We start from the raw sequence: 16,486 nt of genomic DNA, 5'->3' as shown, positions 1-16,486 counted from the left end.
GTCAGACCGCCAGTCCGCTCAGCCCGGTCGGCATGTGCGTCTCCTCGACGGTCCGCCCGCCGCCGACGTACATGTGCACGCCGCACGGCAGACAGGGGTCGAAGCTGCGGACGGCCCGCATGATGTCGATGCCCTTGAAGGTCTCGGGCGGGTTCTCCTCGAAGATGGGGGTGTTCTGCACCGCGTCCTCGTACGGCCCCGGTGTCCCGTAGCTGTCGCGCACGCTGCCGTTCCACGGCGTCGGCGGATACGGGTGGTAGTTGGCGATCTTGCCGTCCCTGATCACCATGTGGTGGGACAGCACGCCCCGCACGGCCTCGGTGAAGCCGCAGCCGATCGACTCGTCCGGCACGTCGAACTTCTCCCAGGTCTGGGTGCGGCCGGCGCGGATCTCCTCCATGGCCTGCTCGGCGAAGTACAGGGCGGCCGCGGCGGCGTACGCCTGGAAGTAGGTGCGGGCCCTGTTGCGTTCCAGGGCGTTGCTCCACCGCGGGATCCTCCACTCCAGGGCCGTCTCCGGCTTGGTCATGGTGCGCGGCAGGTTGATCTGCACGCTGTGCCCGGTGGCCTTGATGTAGCCGATGTCGACGAGCCCGGACAACGCCGTGGACCACAGCCGGGCGATCGGGCCGCCGCCGGTGTCCAGGGCGAGGTGGTCCTTGCCGTCGAACCAGCGCGGTGACATGACCCAGCTGTACTTGTCGTCGAAGTCGCGCTTCTGCGGCGCCGGGATGGTGTGCTGGTTCCACGGGTGCCGCTCGTCCACGGGGTTGCCCAGCGGGTCCCGTTCGACGAACTTCCCCATGCCCGCCCAGTCCTCGTAGTACGAGCTGCCGAGCAGGATGCGGATGCCGAGGTTGATGTCCACCAGGCTGTTGGTGACGAGTTCGCCGTCCACCACGACGCCAGGGGTGACGAACATGCGCCGGCCCCAGTCCTCCATGTGCGCGTACTGGAAGTCGCAGTACTCCGGATCGTTGAGCGCGCCCCAGCAGCCGAGCAGCACCCGGCGCCGGCCGACCTCCTCGTAGCCGGGCAGTGCCTCGTAGAAGAAGTCGAAGAGGTCGTCGTGGAGCGGGACGACGCGCTTCATGAACTCCACGTAGCGGGTGAGCCGGGTCAGGTAGTCGGTGAAGAGCTGGATCGTCGCGACCGTGCCGACCCCGCCCGGGTAGAGCGTGGAGGGGTGCACATGGCGGCCCTCCATCAGGCAGAACATCTCCCGTGTGTAGCGACTCACCTGGAGCGCCTCACGGTAGAACTCGCCCTCCAGCGGGTTGAGCGAGCGCATGATGTCGGCGATCGTCCGGTAGCCGTGGTCGGCGGCGTGCGGGGCCTCGGTGCGTTCGGCGAGTTCGAGCACGCCGGGGTTGGTCTCGCGGACCATCCGCTCGCAGTAGTCCACGCCGACCAGGTTCTCCTGGAAGATGTTGTGGTCGAACATGTACTCCGCGGCCTCGCCGAGGTTGATGATCCACTCGCCGAGGGCCGGGGGCGCCACCCCGTACGCCATGTTCTGCGCGTACACCGAGCAGGTCGCGTGGTTGTCGCCGCAGATCCCGCAGATCCGGCTGGTGATGAAGTGCGCGTCGCGCGGGTCCTTGCCGCGCATGAACACGCTGTACCCACGGAAGACCGACGAGGTGCTGTAGCACTCCGCGACCCGCTTCGCCTTGAAGTCGATCTTGGTGTGGATGCCGAGACTGCCCACGATGCGGGTGATCGGGTCCCACGACATCTCCGTGAGGCCGTCACCGGCCGGCTTGTTCGTCGCCGTCGCCATGGTGCCGCGCCGCCTTCCTGTCGGGTGTCCTGCTCAGCGGATGACCGCGGTCACCACGGGGCCTTGTAGCCGGTCGTGAGCTTCTCGCCCTTCCCACGCCACTTGGGTTCCTTCTCTACGGTCTTCTCGGTGATGTGCCGCAGCCGCCGCACGACCGAGCCGTAGATACCGCTCGCCGTCGCGGACACGTGGCCGCCCGGCGGCTCGTCCATGAACGGCATGAACTTGTCGGGGAAACCCGGCATGGTGCAGGCGATGCAGATCCCGCCGACGTTCGGGCAGCCGCCCACGCCGTTGATCCAGCCGCGCTTGGGCACGTTGCACTTCACCACCGGACCCCAGCAGCCGAGCTTGACCAGGCACTCCGGGGATCCGTACTCGGTGGCGAACTGTCCCTGCTCGTAGTAGCCGGCCCGGTCGCAGCCCTCGTGCACCGTGGCACCGAAGAGCCAGGTCGGGCGCAGTTCCTCGTCCAGCGGGATCATGGGCGCCGCGCCCGCCGCCTGGTAGAGGAGATAGAGCAGGGTCTCCGAGGCGTTGTCCGGGTGCACCGGGCAGCCCGGGATGCAGACGATGGGGATGCCCGCCTTCGACTTCCACTCCCAGCCCAGGTAGTCCGGCACGCCCATCGCCCCGGTCGGGTTGCCGGCCATGGCGTGGATCCCCCCGTACGTCGCGCAGGTGCCGATGGCCACGACGGCGAGCGCCTTCGGCGTGAGGCGGTCCAGCCACTCACTGGTGGTGATCGGCTGACCCGTCTCCGGGTCGTCCCCGAAGCCGCACCAGTAGCCCTCGGGCTTGACCCGTTCGTTCGGGATGGACCCCTCGACGACCAGTACGAAGGGCTCCAGCTCCCCGCGGTCGGCCTTGAAGAACCACTCGACGAAATTGTCGGCGCCCTCCACGGGACCGCACTCGAAGTCGATCAGGGGCCAGTGCACCGCCACCTTGGGCAGTCCCGGCAGGGCGCCGAGCGCCAGCTCCTCGATGCTCGGCTGGGTCGCGGCGGTCAGTGACACGGAGTCCCCGTCGCAGCTCAGCCCGGCGTTGATCCAGAGGATGTGAACGGTGGGGTCGGTCGGGTCCTGCGCGTCGTCCTGTGCGACGGGATCGGTCGTCGTCGCGGTCGGGGCGTCCATGAGCCCTCCTGGGAAAGGGGCTGAACCGGCCAGAAAATGGCCAAACTGCCTTTCCCATGGTGGCCGCCGCGGAGCCCGCAGGTAAGTGCGAACGGGCCCTATCGTCTCCGCGCACCGGCCCGGGGGCAGGTGCGGCGGGCGGGCGCGCGACCGCCCGGTGCGACCGCCCGACGTGACCGCGTCAGGGGGTGCGGGCGCCGGGTGAAGCGAATTCCGCCCACCGCCCGCCGCCCGCCGCCCGCACCCGCCTCCCGACATCCGTCACGCTGGGCTGTGGGCTGTGGGTTGTGGGCTGTGGGCGGCGCCGGGGCGGCGTCCGCCGGACGACCGGCTAGAGCCGGTCGGCGAAGACCGAGGCCAGCTCGCGCCAGGCCGCCCGGGGCAGGCCGGAGCGCCCCTCGCTCGCGGTCAGCACCTGGAACGCGATGTGATCGGCGCCGGCGTCGAAGTACTCCTGGGCGCGGGCCCGCACCCGCTCGGCGTCGCCGAGGGCGAAGAGCGCGTCGAGGAGGCGTGCGCTGCCGCCGTCCTCGAAGTCGCTCTCCGTGAAGCCCAGACGCAGCAGGTTGTTGGTGTAGTTGGGCAGTTGGAGGTACGTCTCCAGCATGCCCCGTGCGGTCGTGCGCGCCCGGTCGAGGTCGGGGTCGAGGACGACGGACAGCTCGGGCGCGAGCAGCGCGCCGGGGCCGAGCGCCTCGCGCGCCTCCGCCGTGTGCTCGGCGGTGACGAGATAGGGGTGGGCTCCCAGCGACCGGTCGGCCGCGAGCCGCAGCATCTTCGGGCCGAGCGCCGCGAGAACCCGGTGTCCACCGTCCACGGGCGGGGCCGCCTCGTCGAGGGCGTCGAGATAGTCCACCATCGCGCTGTACGGCTTCGCGTACTGCGGGGCCAACGTGTCGTGGCTGACGCCCAGGCCGAGGACGAAACGCCCCCGCGCGCTCGCGTCGATCGCCGCGACACGGGCCGCCACCTCCTCGGCTCCGTGTTCCCAGATGCTCAGGATGCCGGTGGCCACGGTCACCCTGCGGGTGGCGGCGACGAGGGCCGCCGCGTCCTCGGGGGAGGGGCTGCCTCCCATCCACAGCGTGCCGTACCCCAGGTCTTCGAGCTCGGCGACGGCTTCGACGATCGCCGCCCTGCCCGCCTCGTCCACCCGCGACGCGTGCAGGGCGCCGCTCCAGATGCCGATCCGTCCGAATGCCTCGCGTGTCCCGGAAGTCATACTGTGATCAACTGCGGCCCCGAGGCCGTTGTTCCCCGTGGCCGAGGACGCGCTCGATCGGCCGACCGGACCACGTACGAGCCGCGGGACGAGACGGCTGACCGCCGTTGTGCCGCGGGCCGTTGATCACAGAGGAAGACATGTTCAAGCGATGTGTGACGGCCGCGGTGGTGGCGGTTCTGATATCCGGCCTCGGCGCGTGCGGCAGCGGCAGTGACGTCCGCGACGCGGGTACGGACCGCCCGGCCGGCGTGGACCAGAGCAGCGGGAGCGGCGTCGAGAAGTCCCGGCCGGACCCGGCGACCACCACGGACGCGATCGTCTTCGGCCTCCGTGACGAGATCCGCCACCTCGCCGCGAGGACGACCCGGGCCACCCGGCCGCACATGACCAGGAAGTGCACCACGGCCACGCGGCGGGTCAAGCACACGAAGAGTTCCGGGTCGGGCACCAAGCGGCGCACCCGCACCTGGTACTCCACCGAGCGGTCCAAGACCTGCCGGCAGATCCGCAGCGGCTCCGAGACCTACACGCGCGTGGTCCGGCCGGAACGGTGGTGCGTGAGCCTGGACGATCTGGGCGGCCACGCGAAGCAGGACGACGTCTGGTACCAGGTCAGCAGGGCCACCTACGACGCCGCCGTCCGCACGGACAAGGCGGTCCGCATGCAGTTCACCCCCGAACGCAGGGGCTGCTGACCCGACGTGCCGGAGCCGGCCGTGCCGCGGGCCGGGATTCCGGACGCCGTCTCCCGGCCGGATCGGCTCAGACGGGTGCGGGTGCGGGTGCTGCGGGCGCGGGATCTTCCAGGCGCTCGTCGACCAGGAGCGTGGCGTCGGTCGCCGCCAGGACCTCCGGCACGGTGACGCCCGGAGCGGTCTCGACCAGTCGCAGTCCCTCGGACGTGATGTCGATGACGGCCAGATCGGTGATGACCCGGTCCACCACCCGACGTCCCGTGGCGGGAAGGCTCAACTCCTCGACCACCTTGGGACTGCCGTCCTTGGCGGTGTGCTCCATCACGACCAGCAGCCGGCGAGCACCGTGGACGAGGTCCATCGCACCGCCCATGCCCTTGACCATCCTCCCCGGGATCATCCAATTCGCCAGGTCGCCGCGGGCCGACACCTGCATCGCGCCGAGCACGGAGACGTCGATCCGGCCGGCCCGGATCATGCCGAAGGAGAGGGCCGAGTCGAAATAGGCGGTACCGGGGAGGGTGGTCACCGTCTCCTTGCCGGCGTTGATCAGGTCGGGGTGCTCCTCGCCGTCGTACGGATAGGGACCCACGCCGAGAATGCCGTTCTCCGAGTGCAGCACCACGTGCACCCCGGCCGGCAGGTGACCGGGGATCAGGGTGGGCAGGCCGATGCCCAGATTGACGTACTGGCCGTCGCGCAACTCCCGGGCGGCGCGGGCGGCGAGCTGGTCGCGGTCGAGCGGCATGGTCACTTCTCCTCGGAGTCGGCGGCCGGGACGACAGCCTCGGCGCCCCGTTCCGCTGCTTCGGCGGGCGGGACGACGGCCAGGGCGTCCCGGTCGTCCGCTTCGGTGCGCGAGACGACTGCCTCGGTGCCCTGGTCGTCTGCTTCGGTGCGTGAGACGACTGTCCCGGCGGCCCGGTCGTCCACTCCGTCGGGGGATCCGGCCGCGACCGCGCGACCGCGCGCAGGGCGCACCGTGCGGCGCTCTACGCGCTTGTCCAGCGAGGCGTCGACGGGGACGACCCGGTCCACGTACACGCCGGGCAGATGGACGGCGTCCGGCGGCAGTTCACCTGCCTCGACGATGCGTTCGGCCTCCACGACGGTCACCCGCCCCGCCATCGCGCACAGCGGGTTGAAGTTGCGGGCCGCCGCGTGGAAAACGCAGTTGCCGTGCCGGTCGGCGACCGCCGCCCTTACCAGCGCGAAGTCGGCGCTGATGGCCTCCTCCAGCAGGTAGCGGCGGCCGCCGAACTCCCGCGTCTCCTTGGGCGGAGAGGCCAGCGCGACGCCGCCGTCCGGGGTGTGCCGCCACGGCAGGCCGCCCACCTCGACCTGGGTCCCCACGCCGGCCGGGGTGTAGAACGCGGGCACTCCGGTACCGCCGGCCCGCAGCCGTTCGGCGAGAGTGCCCTGCGGTGTCAGCTCCACCTCCAGTTCACCGGACAGGTACTGACGGGCGAACTCCTTGTTCTCGCCCACGTAGGAGGAGGTCATCCGGGCGATACGGCCGGCCCGCAGCAGCAGACCGAGTCCCCAGTCGTCCACACCGCAGTTGTTGGACACGATCCGCAGGCCGGACACGCTCGTGGCCGAGAGCGCCGCGATCAGCGTCGACGGGATGCCGCACAGGCCGAAACCGCCGACCGCGAGGGTCGCCCCGTCGGGGATGTCCGCCACTGCCCGCGCGGCAGCGGTCACCACTTTGTCCATGCCGATTCCTTCCTCACAGGGGTCCGTTCCCTTCGTCGGCCCGGCCCGCCCACGACGACGCGGCCGGGACGGGGTGTCCCTCAGCTTTGCCCGCACCGTCGGTCCCGGGCCATGTGGGCCGGCGCCATGACAGGGCGGCAAAGAGCGGTGACGGACGACATGCCGCCCGTCGTACGGCGCTCCTAGGGTTCCGGCCATCACGCAGCGCGTCCGTCGTCGTGGACCGGTCTGCCGCCCTGGACGAGGTCGGCACAACCCCCGCGGAGGCGGCGACATCCCGTCAGGAGCCGATCGTCATGCGTTCCAGCCTCACGGACACCTTCAGCAGCAGATCCCTGCGCGCACTCGCCCTCCTCGCCGTCGGCGCCCTGGCCGCGGGGTGCTCCTCGGCCGGTACCGCCGGTACCGCGTCCGCCGGCTCGGGCGGCAAGGCCGCCGCCGTGAAGGTGGGGCTCGTCTACTCGCGCAGTGGACTCCTCGCCGCCTACGGCAAGCAGTACGAGGAGGGCTTCAAGGCGGGACTGGCCTACGCCACGCACGGGACGAACAAGGCCGGCGGCCATCCCATCGAGGTCACCGAGCGGGACGACGCGGGCGACCCGGCGAAGGCCGTCGCCGCGGCCAAGTCCCTGGTCGGCAAGGGGTACAAGGTCCTCGCCGGAACCACCGACTCGGGTGTGGCGCTGCAGATGGCGCCGCTGGCCGCGCAGAACAAGGTGCTCTACCTCAGCGGTCCGGCCGCCACCGACGCGGTCACCGGCGTCAACGCCTACACCTTCCGCTCGGGCCGGCAGTCGTACCAGGACATCCTCACCGCCGGCACCCTGCTCGGCGACGCCCGGGGCAAGAAGGTCACCGTGCTCGCGCAGAACTCGGCGTTCGGGCAGGCCAACGTGGCCGCGGTGAAGGCGGTCCTCGGCAGGAAGGGCGCGCACGTCGGTTCGGTGCTGGCCCCGCCGAGCGCCACCGACCTGACACCTTTCGCGCGCCGGACCGGAGCAGGGAAGCCCGACCTGGTGTTCGTCGCCTGGGCGGGCTCCAACGCCCCCGCCCTGTGGACCGCGCTGAGCCAGCAGGGTGTGCTCGACGCGAGCAAGGTCGTCACCGGCCTCGCGGGCACCGCCTCCTACCCCGTCTTCGGATCGGCCGGCTCCAAGGTCGCCTTCCTCGCGCACTACTTCCCGGGCGCCGGAGGGGGCAACCCGGTCGAGAAGGCCATGCTCGACGGCATCACGAAGGCGGGCGGCACCCCCGACCTGTTCAGCCCGGACGGCTTCACGGCCGCCCAGATGATCGTCCACGCGATCGAGTCCGGCAGCGCCACCGACACCGCGGCCATGGCCGGGGCGCTGGAGGGCTGGAGTTTCGACGGGCCCAAGGGCAGGGAGCAGGTCCGCGCCGCGGACCACGCCCTGCTGCAGCCGATGTTCACCGCCCGGCTCAAGGGCCACGGCAGCGCCGCCCGGCCCGAACTGACCGACAGCATCCCGAGGACCGAGGTCGCACCCCCGGCCGCCGGCACGGCGGGCTGAGCGGATGTCCTCCTCCTCGAACACGACATCGGCGGGCGCCGCCGACGCCGCGGGCAGCCGAGCGGCCCCCACCGTCGCGGCCCCGGAGGCCCTCACCGGCACGGCCCCGGAGGCCCCCACCGGCGCGGCGCCGGTGCTCCGGCTGCGCGACATCGGGTGGACGGTCGGCGGCGCGACGATCGTCGACTCCGTCTCCTTCGACGTCCGGCCGGGCGAGTTCCTCGCCTTCATCGGGCCCAACGGCGCCGGCAAGACGTCCTTGTTCAACCTGATCAGCGGGATCGGCCCGGTCTCCCGGGGCACGATCGAACTGGACGGCCGCGACGTCACCACGGAAGCCGCCTACGCCCGGGCCCGGCGCGGTCTCGGGCGCACCTTCCAGACCTCCAGCCTGTGGCCGGGGATGACGGTCGCCGACCACGTGCGGCTCGCGGCCCAGGCCGCCGAGGGCCGTTCGTACCGTGTCTGGCGCCGTGCCGGCACCTACCCGGAACTGGTCGACCGGGTCCTCGCCCGCACCCAGCTCGCCCACCGCGCCGACTCCTGCGCCGACGCCCTCTCCCACGGCGAGAAACGCAAGCTCGAACTCGCGGTCCTGCTCGTCGGCGAGCCCCGGCTGATGCTGCTGGACGAACCGATGGCGGGCGTGAGCGCCGAGGAGGTGCCCGCGCTGACCGAGCTCATCCGCTCGCTGCACAAGGAGGAGGGACGCACCGTGCTCATGGTCGAGCACCACATGGACGTCCTGCTGGAACTGGCCGACCGGGTGGCCGTGATGCACCACGGCACGCTCCTCGCGCTGGACACGCCGCAGGCCGTCATGGCCGACCCCACCGTCCAACAGGCCTACCTCGGGGAGGGGTTGTGACCCCTGCACCCCTGCTGACCGTACGTGGCCTGCGGGTCGTGATCGGTGGCGGGCACATTCTGCACGGCGTCGACCTGGAGGTCGCCGCCACGGGCACCACGGCGCTGCTGGGCCGCAACGGTGCCGGCAAGACGACCACGGTGCGCGGCATCCTCGGCCTCGTTCCGCGCACCGGAAGTGTGCTGCTGGCCGGGGAGGAGACCGTGCGCCTGGCCACACACGCCCTGGTGCGCCGGGGCGTCGGTTACGCGCCCGAGGACCGCGGAGTATTCGCCGCTCTCACCGTGGCCGAGAACCTGCGTCTCGCCGAGCGGTCCGGAGCAGGTGAACCGGACTACGGCCTGGTGCACGAACTGTTCCCCGAGCTGAGGCGCCGTGCGCGGCAGGCCGCCGGCACGCTGTCCGGCGGGCAGCAGCAGATGGTCGCCATCGCCCGGACGCTGCTCAACGGCAACCGGCTGATCATCGCCGACGAACCCACCAAGGGGCTGGCGCCCAAGGTGGTCACCGAGGTCGCCCAGGCGATCGAGCGCGCAGCCGAGGCGGTGCCCGTGCTGCTCGTGGAACAGAACCTCGCCGTGGTGCGCCGCCTCGCCCGCACCTGCGTCGTCCTCGCCGACGGGCGCACGGCGCACCGGGGCTCCACCGACGATCTGCTCGCCGACGCCGAGGCGGCCCGTCGGCTGCTCGGTGTCGGCAGCGCGGGCTCCGGTGGCCTCGTCGGCCGTGACGGTCACGGCGACCACAGCGACCACAGCGACCACGGCGGTCACGGCGGCACCGTGAGGGTGCCCGTCCGTCCGTCCGTTCACAGCGCGGCGCGTCCCGCCGCCGGACTCCCGGAGGCGGACGCCTGATGCCCACGGTCGTACTGCTCACCTTCACCGGCCTCGGCCTGGGCGCCCTGTACTTCCTGGTCGCCTCCGGACTGTCGCTGATCTTCGGTCTGATGGACGTCCTCAACTTCGCCCACGGCGCGCTGCTGTCCGTCGGCGCCTACGGCACCTGGTGGGCCGCGTCCGGCCACCTGCCCGGAGCCGGACCGGGCGGGGCCGGATTCGGGCTCGCCGTCGCCTTCGGCACCGCGGTGGGCACCGTCGCCGCCGTCCTGCTCGAACTCGCCGTGATCCGCCCGCTGTACACGCGACCGCGCGAACAGATCCTTGCGACGGTCGGCGTGGGTCTGGCCGTCCCGGCGCTGCTGTCCGCGATCTGGGGGTCCGACGCCCGGCCCTTCCCCGGGCCGGAGGCGCTCTCCGGCACCTTCGGCCTGCTCGGCGCCGAAGTACCGCTCAACCGCCTGGTACTGATCGCCGCCGCCCTGCTCGTGCTGACCGCCCTCCGGCTGTTCCTCGGCCGCACCCGGCACGGACTGGTCGTCCGCGCGGGGGTGGAGGACCGGGCGATGGTCACCGCACTCGGCATCGACGTGCGGCGTGCCTTCTCCCTGGTCTTCGCCATCGGCGGAGGGGCGGCGGCCCTCGGGGGCGCCCTCGGCGGCCTCTATTTCGGCTCCGTGGACCCCGAACAGGGCACCTCCCTGCTGATCTTCGCCTTCGTGGTCGTCGTGACCGGCGGCATGGGCTCGCTCACCGGCGCCGCACTCGCCTCGGTGGCCGTGGGGCTCGTCCAGCAGTTCGCCAACTACTACACCACCGCCGGACTCGGCGACCTGGCCGTCGTCGTCCTGCTCGCCGCCCTGCTGCTCGTCCGGCCGCGAGGGCTCACCGGGAGGCTCGCATGACCATCGTCACCCAGCCCCGTGGCCGCCGGGCCCGCGCTGAGGACCGAAGCGGCACCATCGGAACCACCCGACTACGGCGTGCCGTCCGCTGGTGGCCCGCCCTGCTGCTGGCGATCCTCCTGACCGTCCCCTACAGCGCGCTGCCCCTGCCGGTCCTTCTCGAAGGACCGATCGGCAGCCCGGGCAACCTTCAACTGCTCGCCCTGTGCCTGGTGTTCGGCGCGCTGGCCACCGGGTACGACCTGCTGCTCGGGCGTACCGGCCTGCTCTCCTTCGGGCACGCGCTGTACTTCGCCGCCGGCACGTACGTCACCGACATCGTCATGCTCGAAGCGGGCCTGCCGTTCGCCGTGTCGGCGCTGCTCGGACTCCTCGCGGGCACGGCGCTCTCCGTCCTGCTGGGCGCGGTCGGTCTCAGGGTCGGCGGCATCGCGTTCTCCATGGTGACCCTGGCCTTCGCCCAGGCCGGCTCGATTCTCGTGCAGCGCGACCCCGGCGGATTCACCGGCGGTGAGGAGGGCAGGGCGGCTCCTGCCGACGGGCTGCCCGCCTCGCTGGTGGGCATCCAGCACACCGCCGGCCTGTACTGGATCGCCCTGGCCTACCTCGTCCTCGTGCTGGCCGTCGTGCAGTGGGCGGTCCGCTCGCCCGTCGGCAGGGTCTGGGAGGGCATCAAGGAGAACGAACGCCGGGTGGAGGTACTGGGCCTGCGTCCGTACGGCTTCAAGCTGGCCGCCTTCGTCCTGGCCGGCACCCTGGCCGCGCTCGGCGGCATCGTGTACCTGCTGCTGACGGGCGGCGCCACTCCGCAGACGACCACCTCCGACTTCACCCTCTCCCTGCTGGTGATGGTGGTGCTCGGCGGTTCGGGAACCCGATGGGGTCCCATGATCGGCGGCATCCTCTACACCTGGGCCGACCATCGGCTCGGCGACCTGGCCGGCTCGGACACGGTCACCGCCCTGCCCGCCGTGGTGCGGGCGCCGCTCTCACAACCGCTGTTCCTGCTCGGGGCGTTGTTCGTCGCGGCGATCTACCTGTTGCCCGGCGGCGTGGTGCGGCTGCCGGCGCGGCTGCGTGCGGCCCGTACGACCCGTGCCGTCTCCGGCCCGGAGGAGGCGGGCACGGCATGAGCGACGTTCCCCGGAACGACGCCGCCGTCCGGAAGGACGGGGACGCACCGGCGCGCGAGGAACTGCGGGTGCCGGTGCGCGGCGGCGAACTGGCCGTGTCGCGTTGGCCCGCCGGCGATCCCGCCGCGCCGGTGGCTCTCGCGCTCCACGGCATCACGGCGAACGGCCTGAGCTGGGCGCGCGTCGCCCACCATCTGGCCGGCCGGATGACGCTGGTGGCGCCGGACCTGCGGGGGCGGGGTCGCAGCGGGCGCGTGCCCGGCCCGTACGGCATCACCGCGCACGCCGACGACATGGCCGCCGTGGTGGACGAACTGGGCCTGGGACAGGTCGTGTTGACCGGTCACTCGATGGGAGCCTTCACCGCGGCCCTGACCGCGGTGCGGTACCCCCACCTGGCGACGTCCCTGCTGCTGGTGGACGGCGGGGTGGGCTTCCCCGTCCCGGCCGGACTCGACCCCGACGAGCTGCTCACCGCGGTGATCGGCCCTGCAATGCGGAGGCTGTCGGCGACGTTCCCGGACCGGGAGGCCTACCGCGCCTTCTGGCGACGGCACCCCGCCTTCGCCGACCGCTGGTCGCCGTGGGTGGACGCCTACGTCCAGCGCGATCTCGTGGGGGAGGAGCCCGAACTGCGCTCCGCCTGCAGCCTGGAGGCCGTCCGCGTCGACGGTGTCGACCAGTTCCGCGCGGAGGTGTCGGGCGCGGTGCGCCGGCTGCCCCGGCCGGCGGTGCTGCTGTGGGCCGAGCGCGGACTGATGGACGAGCCGCAGGGGCTGTACGACGAGCGGCGGCTCGCCGCGGCGGGCCTCGACCCCGAACGGGTCCGCCCGCGCCTCGTCACCGGGACCAACCACTACACGATCCTCGTCGGTGACGAAGGCCCCCGGGTCGTGGCACAGCACCTGCTGGACGCGGCGGCCGACCCGGGAGCGGACGGGCGGGTCGACATGTCGTCAAGATGACCGTGCGGCTTCCGTCCGCGCGGTGCACGGGAGGGGTGGGGTCGGTCCACGGCCGCTCCGGAGAGCCCCTGCCGCCGGGCGTCAGGCGCCGGACAGGAGGTGCAGACGCAGGGCGAGTTGGAGTTCCAGTGCCTGCTCGGGGGTGTTCCAGTCGGGGCCGAGGAGTGCCTGGACCCGGTCCAGACGCTGCACGACCGTGTTCACGTGCACGTGCAGGTCCTCCTTGGCCCGGGTCAGGGATCCGCCGCAGTCGAAGTAGGCGCGCAGCGTGCGCACCAGCTGGGTCCCGCGCTGGGCGTCGTACTCCAGCAGCGGTCCGAGGGCCGTGGTGACGAAGCCGTCCACGTCGTGATGGTCGCCCAACAGCACGCCGAGGAAGCCGAGTTCGGCGACGCTCGCCCCCTGCCCCGCACGGCCGAGCACGCGCAGGGCCCGCAGGCAGCGCACGCCTTCCGTGTGCGCGTCGGCGATCGCCCGCGGCCCGGCCGCCGGTCCGGCGCCGGCCACCGTGACCGGCGCGCCCACCAGTTGGCCGAGCTGCCCGGCGGCGAGGCGGGCCGCTTCCCCCGGACCGGTCCCACCGCGAGGAAGCAGCAGCACCACGGCCCCCTCGTGTTCCGCGCTGACGCCTCCGCCCCCGAAGAGGTACTGCACGGCCGCGTCGGCGAGCCGGTCCCGTGCCTCACCGTCGGTCCGGGCGGCCAGCAGGATGTGCGGCCGGTCGAGGTCGAACCCGAGGCGCCGGCCCCGGGCCACAAGGCCGGCCGGGTCGCGATCGGGTGCGGTGAGGAGATCGGTGATCAGGTCTCCCCGGACCCGGTTCTCGGTCTCCGCCACCGACCGCCTCAGCAGGAGCAGCAGGGAGGTCACGACACTGCTCCGCTCGAAGAGACGCTGGTCAGGGCCGTCGAGATCCGGACGCCCGTACAGGACCAGACAGCCCAGCAGCTCCCGCCCCGCCAGCATCGCGCACACCCACCGCCCGTCACGGAACACCGCGCGGGCCGCCGCGCGTGAGCGCTTCGCCGCCGCGACCAGTTCCGCCGCCTCCGCCGCGCCACCGCCGTCCTCCCCGCTCCCGGGCGCGCCACCCCCGTCCGCGGACGCGGCGCCGCCGTGCGCGCCGACCGCCGTGAGCGGCCGGCCGGAACCGTCGTGGACCGCGACGTCCCCCTTCAGCAGGCCGGCCACGGCGTCGGCCACGTCGGCCACGTCGCCGCCCCGCAGGACGAGATCGGTGAGCCGGTCATGGGACTCCTCGGCACGCTGGATGGCGGCGGAGTGCTCGCCGATCACGGCGTTGGCCTCGGCCAGTTCGGCCAGCGCGATCCGTGCGTCGGCCATGGCCTTGGCGGTGTCGATGGCGATGGCGGCGTGGTCGGCCAGCGAACAGAGCAGCGCGACCTCGTCCGGTGCGAAGGTGCGGGGCGTGCGGTCCGCCGCGAAGAGCGCCCCGATGACCTGGCCGCCGCTTCCCGACCCCAGCAGCAACGGCACGCCGAGGATCGCGACCAGGCCCTCGTCCAGGACTCCGGCGTCGATGCTGCCGGTGTGCAGGAAGCGGTCGTCGGTGCGGTAGTCCGGCGTGGCGTAGGGGCGGGCGGTCTGCGCGACCAGACCGCCGAGCCCCTCACCCAGTTGCAGGCGGAGGTTCTGGAACAGTTCGGACACCGAGCCGTCGGTGACCCGCATGAAGGTGTCCCCGGCCTCCTCGTCGGGCAGCGTGAGGTAGGCCGTGTCGGTGCCCAGCAGCATCCGGGCCCGCCGGACGATGGAGCGCAGTACCGCGTCGAGGTCACGCAGGGCCGCCAGGTCGCCCGCGGTGTCGAAGAGCGCGGTCAACTCCGCTTCCCGGCGCCGGTGCTGCCTGAGCGTGCTGTGCACGCGCAGCGCCGCCTCGGTGGCCTGTTCCACCTCGGCGAGATCCTCGGCCGTGGCGCCGTTGCGGCGCGCCTCGGCGGCGACGGTCCCGAGTTCTTCGGCGGGGGCGCCCGCGGCGAGGAGTTCGAGGAGCCGGCGCAGATGACGGGCGGGGGACTGGGGCGTGTGCGACATGGGCGGGCAACCGTTGCGAGTCGGTGGGAGGTGGTCGGTGATGGGTGACGGGTGGAGCCGGTTCAGGTGGGGTCGGGGTGCGGCCCGGAACGGAACGCCCGACGAGGGCCAGTGTCCCCCGACGGGAGGACACCGACCCTCGTCGGGTGAGCGGTGCCGGACGGTCAGGCGGACGCGGCCGGTTGCTGTTCCGGGACGGTACGCGCCACGGTGTCGTCCGGCTCGATGGCCGAGAGGTCCCTGCCGCGGGTCTCCCGGGCGGCGACGACGGCGATCACCGTGACCACCGCGGCCAGACCGACGTACACCGAGATCGGGGTGGCGTTGCCGTAGGAGCTCAGCAGCGCGGTCGCGATCAGCGGAGCCGGTGCGCCGGCCGCCACGGAGGACAGCTGCGCCCCGATCGAGGCGCCGGTGTACCGCATCCGGGTGGCGAACAGCTCCGAGAAGAACGCCGCCTGAGGTGCGTACATGGCGCTGTGGAAGATCAGCCCGACGGTGACGGCGAGCACCAGCGCGGGGAAGGACCGGGTGTCCAGCAGGGCGAAGAAGGCCCACGACCACAGTCCCACGCCGACCGCCCCCACCAGGTACACGGGCTTGCGGCCGATCCGGTCCGAGAGCGCGCCGAACAGCGGGATCAGGCAGAACTGCACGGCCGAGCCGATCAGCACGGCGTTGAGCGACGTCTGCTTGTCGATCTCGAGGTGGCTGACGCAGTAGGTCAGGACGAACGCGGTGATCACGTAGTACGAGATGTTCTCGGCCATCCGCGCGCCCATCGCGACCAGGATGTCCCGCCAGTGGTGGCGTACCACCGCGACGAACGGCGGCTGCTCGGCCCGCTGCTCCGCCTTGCGCCGCTCCGCCTTCGCGAGCGCCTCCTTGAACAGCGGGGACTCGTCGACGGACAGCCGGATCCACAGACCGATCATGACCAGGACGGCCGAGAGCAGGAAGGGCACCCGCCAGCCCCAGGAGTTGAACGCCTCGTCGCTCAGCACGGTGGTCATCAGCGAGAGCACCCCGACGGCGACCAGGTTTCCGGCCGGGGCGCCGGCCTGCGGCCACGAGGCCCAGAAACCCCGCCTGTTGGCGTCCCCGTGCTCGGAGACCAGCAGCACGGCGCCGCCCCACTCGCCGCCGAGGGCGAAGCCCTGGACCAGCCGCAGGGTGGTCAGCAGCAGGGGAGCCGCGACGCCGATGGTGTCGTAGCCGGGGACACAGCCGATCAGCGCGGTGGACAGGCCCATCATCAGCAGGCTGACGACCAGGAGCTTCTTGCGTCCGAGGCGGTCGCCGAAGTGACCGAAGACCACGGCGCCGATCGGGCGGGCGGCGAAACCGATGGCGTAGGTGAGGAAGGACAACAGGGTGCCGGTCAGCGGGTCCGACTCCGGGAAGAACACCCGGCCGAAGACCAGGGCGGCGGCCGAGCCGTACAGGAAGTAGTCGTACCACTCGATGGTGGTGCCGATCAGGCTGGCCGCGACGATCTTGCGCAGACCGCCTGGCGTCGCGGATGTGCCTGGGTCGTTCACGGCGTTGTGAGCGCTGGGCATGGTTGTCACCGTTTCGGGATGGGGAGGGGAGCGGAACCACCGGGCCCGGTCGACGCTGGGGACGAA

13 protein-coding genes and 1 pseudogene are annotated in these 16,486 nt (G+C 72.2%); 7 read left to right on the top strand and 7 right to left on the bottom strand.

The window, feature by feature from the left end; genetic code table 11:
- Position 1: 1 nt before the first annotated feature.
- The 3 genes from B0675_RS31945 to B0675_RS31935 all read right to left on the bottom strand — a co-directional run bounded on the left by B0675_RS31945 (position 2) and on the right by B0675_RS31935 (position 4,144).
- Positions 2-1,783 carry a nickel-dependent hydrogenase large subunit gene (locus B0675_RS31945; RefSeq protein ID WP_081223087.1) on the bottom strand — a complete coding sequence of 594 codons (1,782 nt, stop codon included), beginning with the start codon at positions 1,781-1,783 and terminating at the stop codon, positions 2-4.
- 50 nt (positions 1,784-1,833) lie between these two features.
- Positions 1,834-2,922, bottom strand: a complete 1,089-nt coding sequence (locus B0675_RS31940; RefSeq protein ID WP_081223086.1) for a hydrogenase expression protein HypE — start codon at positions 2,920-2,922, stop codon at positions 1,834-1,836.
- 331 nt (positions 2,923-3,253) lie between these two features.
- The gene (locus B0675_RS31935) at positions 3,254-4,144 is read right to left on the bottom strand and encodes a TIGR03620 family F420-dependent LLM class oxidoreductase (protein ID WP_081223085.1); all 891 of its coding nucleotides are present in this window, start codon (positions 4,142-4,144) and stop codon (positions 3,254-3,256) included.
- A 140-nt stretch (positions 4,145-4,284) separates the two neighbouring features.
- Between B0675_RS31935 and B0675_RS31930 the strand changes: the two genes are divergently transcribed.
- Positions 4,285-4,842, top strand: a complete 558-nt coding sequence (locus tag B0675_RS31930) for a hypothetical protein (RefSeq protein WP_081223084.1) — start codon at positions 4,285-4,287, stop codon at positions 4,840-4,842.
- A 67-nt stretch (positions 4,843-4,909) separates the two neighbouring features.
- Here B0675_RS31930 and B0675_RS31925 read toward each other — a convergent pair whose 3' ends face one another.
- Positions 4,910-5,590 carry a 3-oxoacid CoA-transferase subunit B gene (locus B0675_RS31925; protein ID WP_081223083.1) on the bottom strand — a complete coding sequence of 227 codons (681 nt, stop codon included), beginning with the start codon at positions 5,588-5,590 and terminating at the stop codon, positions 4,910-4,912.
- Positions 5,591-5,817: 227 nt separating this feature from the next.
- Positions 5,818-6,567, bottom strand: a pseudogene (locus B0675_RS31920) (CoA transferase subunit A); the annotation flags it as partial.
- A gap of 290 nt (positions 6,568-6,857) precedes the next feature.
- Between B0675_RS31920 and B0675_RS31915 the strand changes: the two are divergent.
- Genes B0675_RS31915 through B0675_RS31890 form a run of 6 tightly spaced genes read left to right on the top strand, consistent with a single transcriptional unit; the run spans position 6,858 to position 12,803 of the window.
- A complete protein-coding gene (locus tag B0675_RS31915) occupies positions 6,858-8,093 on the top strand; it encodes a substrate-binding domain-containing protein (protein ID WP_081223082.1) in 1,236 nt (411 codons plus the stop codon).
- A 4-nt stretch (positions 8,094-8,097) separates the two neighbouring features.
- Positions 8,098-8,961: an ABC transporter ATP-binding protein gene (locus B0675_RS31910; protein WP_081223081.1), complete on the top strand. Its 864-nt coding sequence runs from the start codon at positions 8,098-8,100 to the stop codon at positions 8,959-8,961.
- On the top strand, positions 8,958-9,818 hold the full coding sequence (locus tag B0675_RS31905; protein ID WP_081223080.1) for an ABC transporter ATP-binding protein: 861 nt from the start codon (positions 8,958-8,960) through the stop codon (positions 9,816-9,818). Before B0675_RS31910 ends, B0675_RS31905 begins: the two co-directional genes overlap by 4 nt.
- Entirely contained in the window at positions 9,818-10,705 is an 888-nt protein-coding gene (locus B0675_RS31900) for a branched-chain amino acid ABC transporter permease (RefSeq protein ID WP_081223079.1), read from the top strand. Before B0675_RS31905 ends, B0675_RS31900 begins: the two co-directional genes overlap by 1 nt.
- Positions 10,702-11,838, top strand: a complete 1,137-nt coding sequence (locus B0675_RS31895; protein WP_081223078.1) for a branched-chain amino acid ABC transporter permease — start codon at positions 10,702-10,704, stop codon at positions 11,836-11,838. The genes B0675_RS31900 and B0675_RS31895 overlap by 4 nt, the downstream gene beginning before the upstream one ends.
- On the top strand, positions 11,835-12,803 hold the full coding sequence (locus tag B0675_RS31890; RefSeq protein WP_081223077.1) for an alpha/beta fold hydrolase: 969 nt from the start codon (positions 11,835-11,837) through the stop codon (positions 12,801-12,803). The genes B0675_RS31895 and B0675_RS31890 overlap by 4 nt, the downstream gene beginning before the upstream one ends.
- Positions 12,804-12,884: 81 nt before the next feature.
- Here the strand turns inward: B0675_RS31890 and B0675_RS31885 are convergent, their stop codons facing one another.
- Together B0675_RS31885 and B0675_RS31880 are read right to left on the bottom strand one after the other, a co-directional pair.
- Positions 12,885-14,858, bottom strand: a complete 1,974-nt coding sequence (locus B0675_RS31885; protein WP_081223076.1) for a helix-turn-helix domain-containing protein — start codon at positions 14,856-14,858, stop codon at positions 12,885-12,887.
- Positions 14,859-15,022: 164 nt separating this feature from the next.
- A complete protein-coding gene (locus tag B0675_RS31880) occupies positions 15,023-16,420 on the bottom strand; it encodes an MFS transporter (protein WP_081223075.1) in 1,398 nt (465 codons plus the stop codon).
- Positions 16,421-16,486 lie beyond the last annotated feature (66 nt).

The sequence above is a fragment of the Streptomyces sp. M41(2017) genome, from assembly GCF_002078175.1.
In the GTDB taxonomy this organism is placed as follows: domain Bacteria; phylum Actinomycetota; class Actinomycetes; order Streptomycetales; family Streptomycetaceae; genus Streptomyces.
Note: the sequence above shows the minus strand (reverse complement) of the source record. Positions and strands in the feature narration are given on the sequence as shown.

Bases quoted from the DNA above. Each gene is read 5' to 3' on its own strand.
- B0675_RS31915 (WP_081223082.1), top strand. From the start codon at position 6,858: ATGCGTTCCAGCCTCACGGACACCTTCAGCAGCAGATCCCTGCGCGCA.
- B0675_RS31885 (WP_081223076.1), bottom strand. From the start codon at position 14,858: ATGTCGCACACGCCCCAGTCCCCCGCCCGTCATCTGCGCCGGCTCCTC.
- B0675_RS31910 (WP_081223081.1), top strand. From the start codon at position 8,098: ATGTCCTCCTCCTCGAACACGACATCGGCGGGCGCCGCCGACGCCGCG.
- B0675_RS31895 (WP_081223078.1), top strand. From the start codon at position 10,702: ATGACCATCGTCACCCAGCCCCGTGGCCGCCGGGCCCGCGCTGAGGAC.
- B0675_RS31890 (WP_081223077.1), top strand. From the start codon at position 11,835: ATGAGCGACGTTCCCCGGAACGACGCCGCCGTCCGGAAGGACGGGGAC.
- B0675_RS31935 (WP_081223085.1), bottom strand. From the start codon at position 4,144: ATGACTTCCGGGACACGCGAGGCATTCGGACGGATCGGCATCTGGAGC.
- B0675_RS31940 (WP_081223086.1), bottom strand. From the start codon at position 2,922: ATGGACGCCCCGACCGCGACGACGACCGATCCCGTCGCACAGGACGAC.
- B0675_RS31925 (WP_081223083.1), bottom strand. From the start codon at position 5,590: ATGCCGCTCGACCGCGACCAGCTCGCCGCCCGCGCCGCCCGGGAGTTG.
- B0675_RS31930 (WP_081223084.1), top strand. From the start codon at position 4,285: ATGTTCAAGCGATGTGTGACGGCCGCGGTGGTGGCGGTTCTGATATCC.
- B0675_RS31880 (WP_081223075.1), bottom strand. From the start codon at position 16,420: ATGCCCAGCGCTCACAACGCCGTGAACGACCCAGGCACATCCGCGACG.
- B0675_RS31900 (WP_081223079.1), top strand. From the start codon at position 9,818: ATGCCCACGGTCGTACTGCTCACCTTCACCGGCCTCGGCCTGGGCGCC.
- B0675_RS31945 (WP_081223087.1), bottom strand. From the start codon at position 1,783: ATGGCGACGGCGACGAACAAGCCGGCCGGTGACGGCCTCACGGAGATG.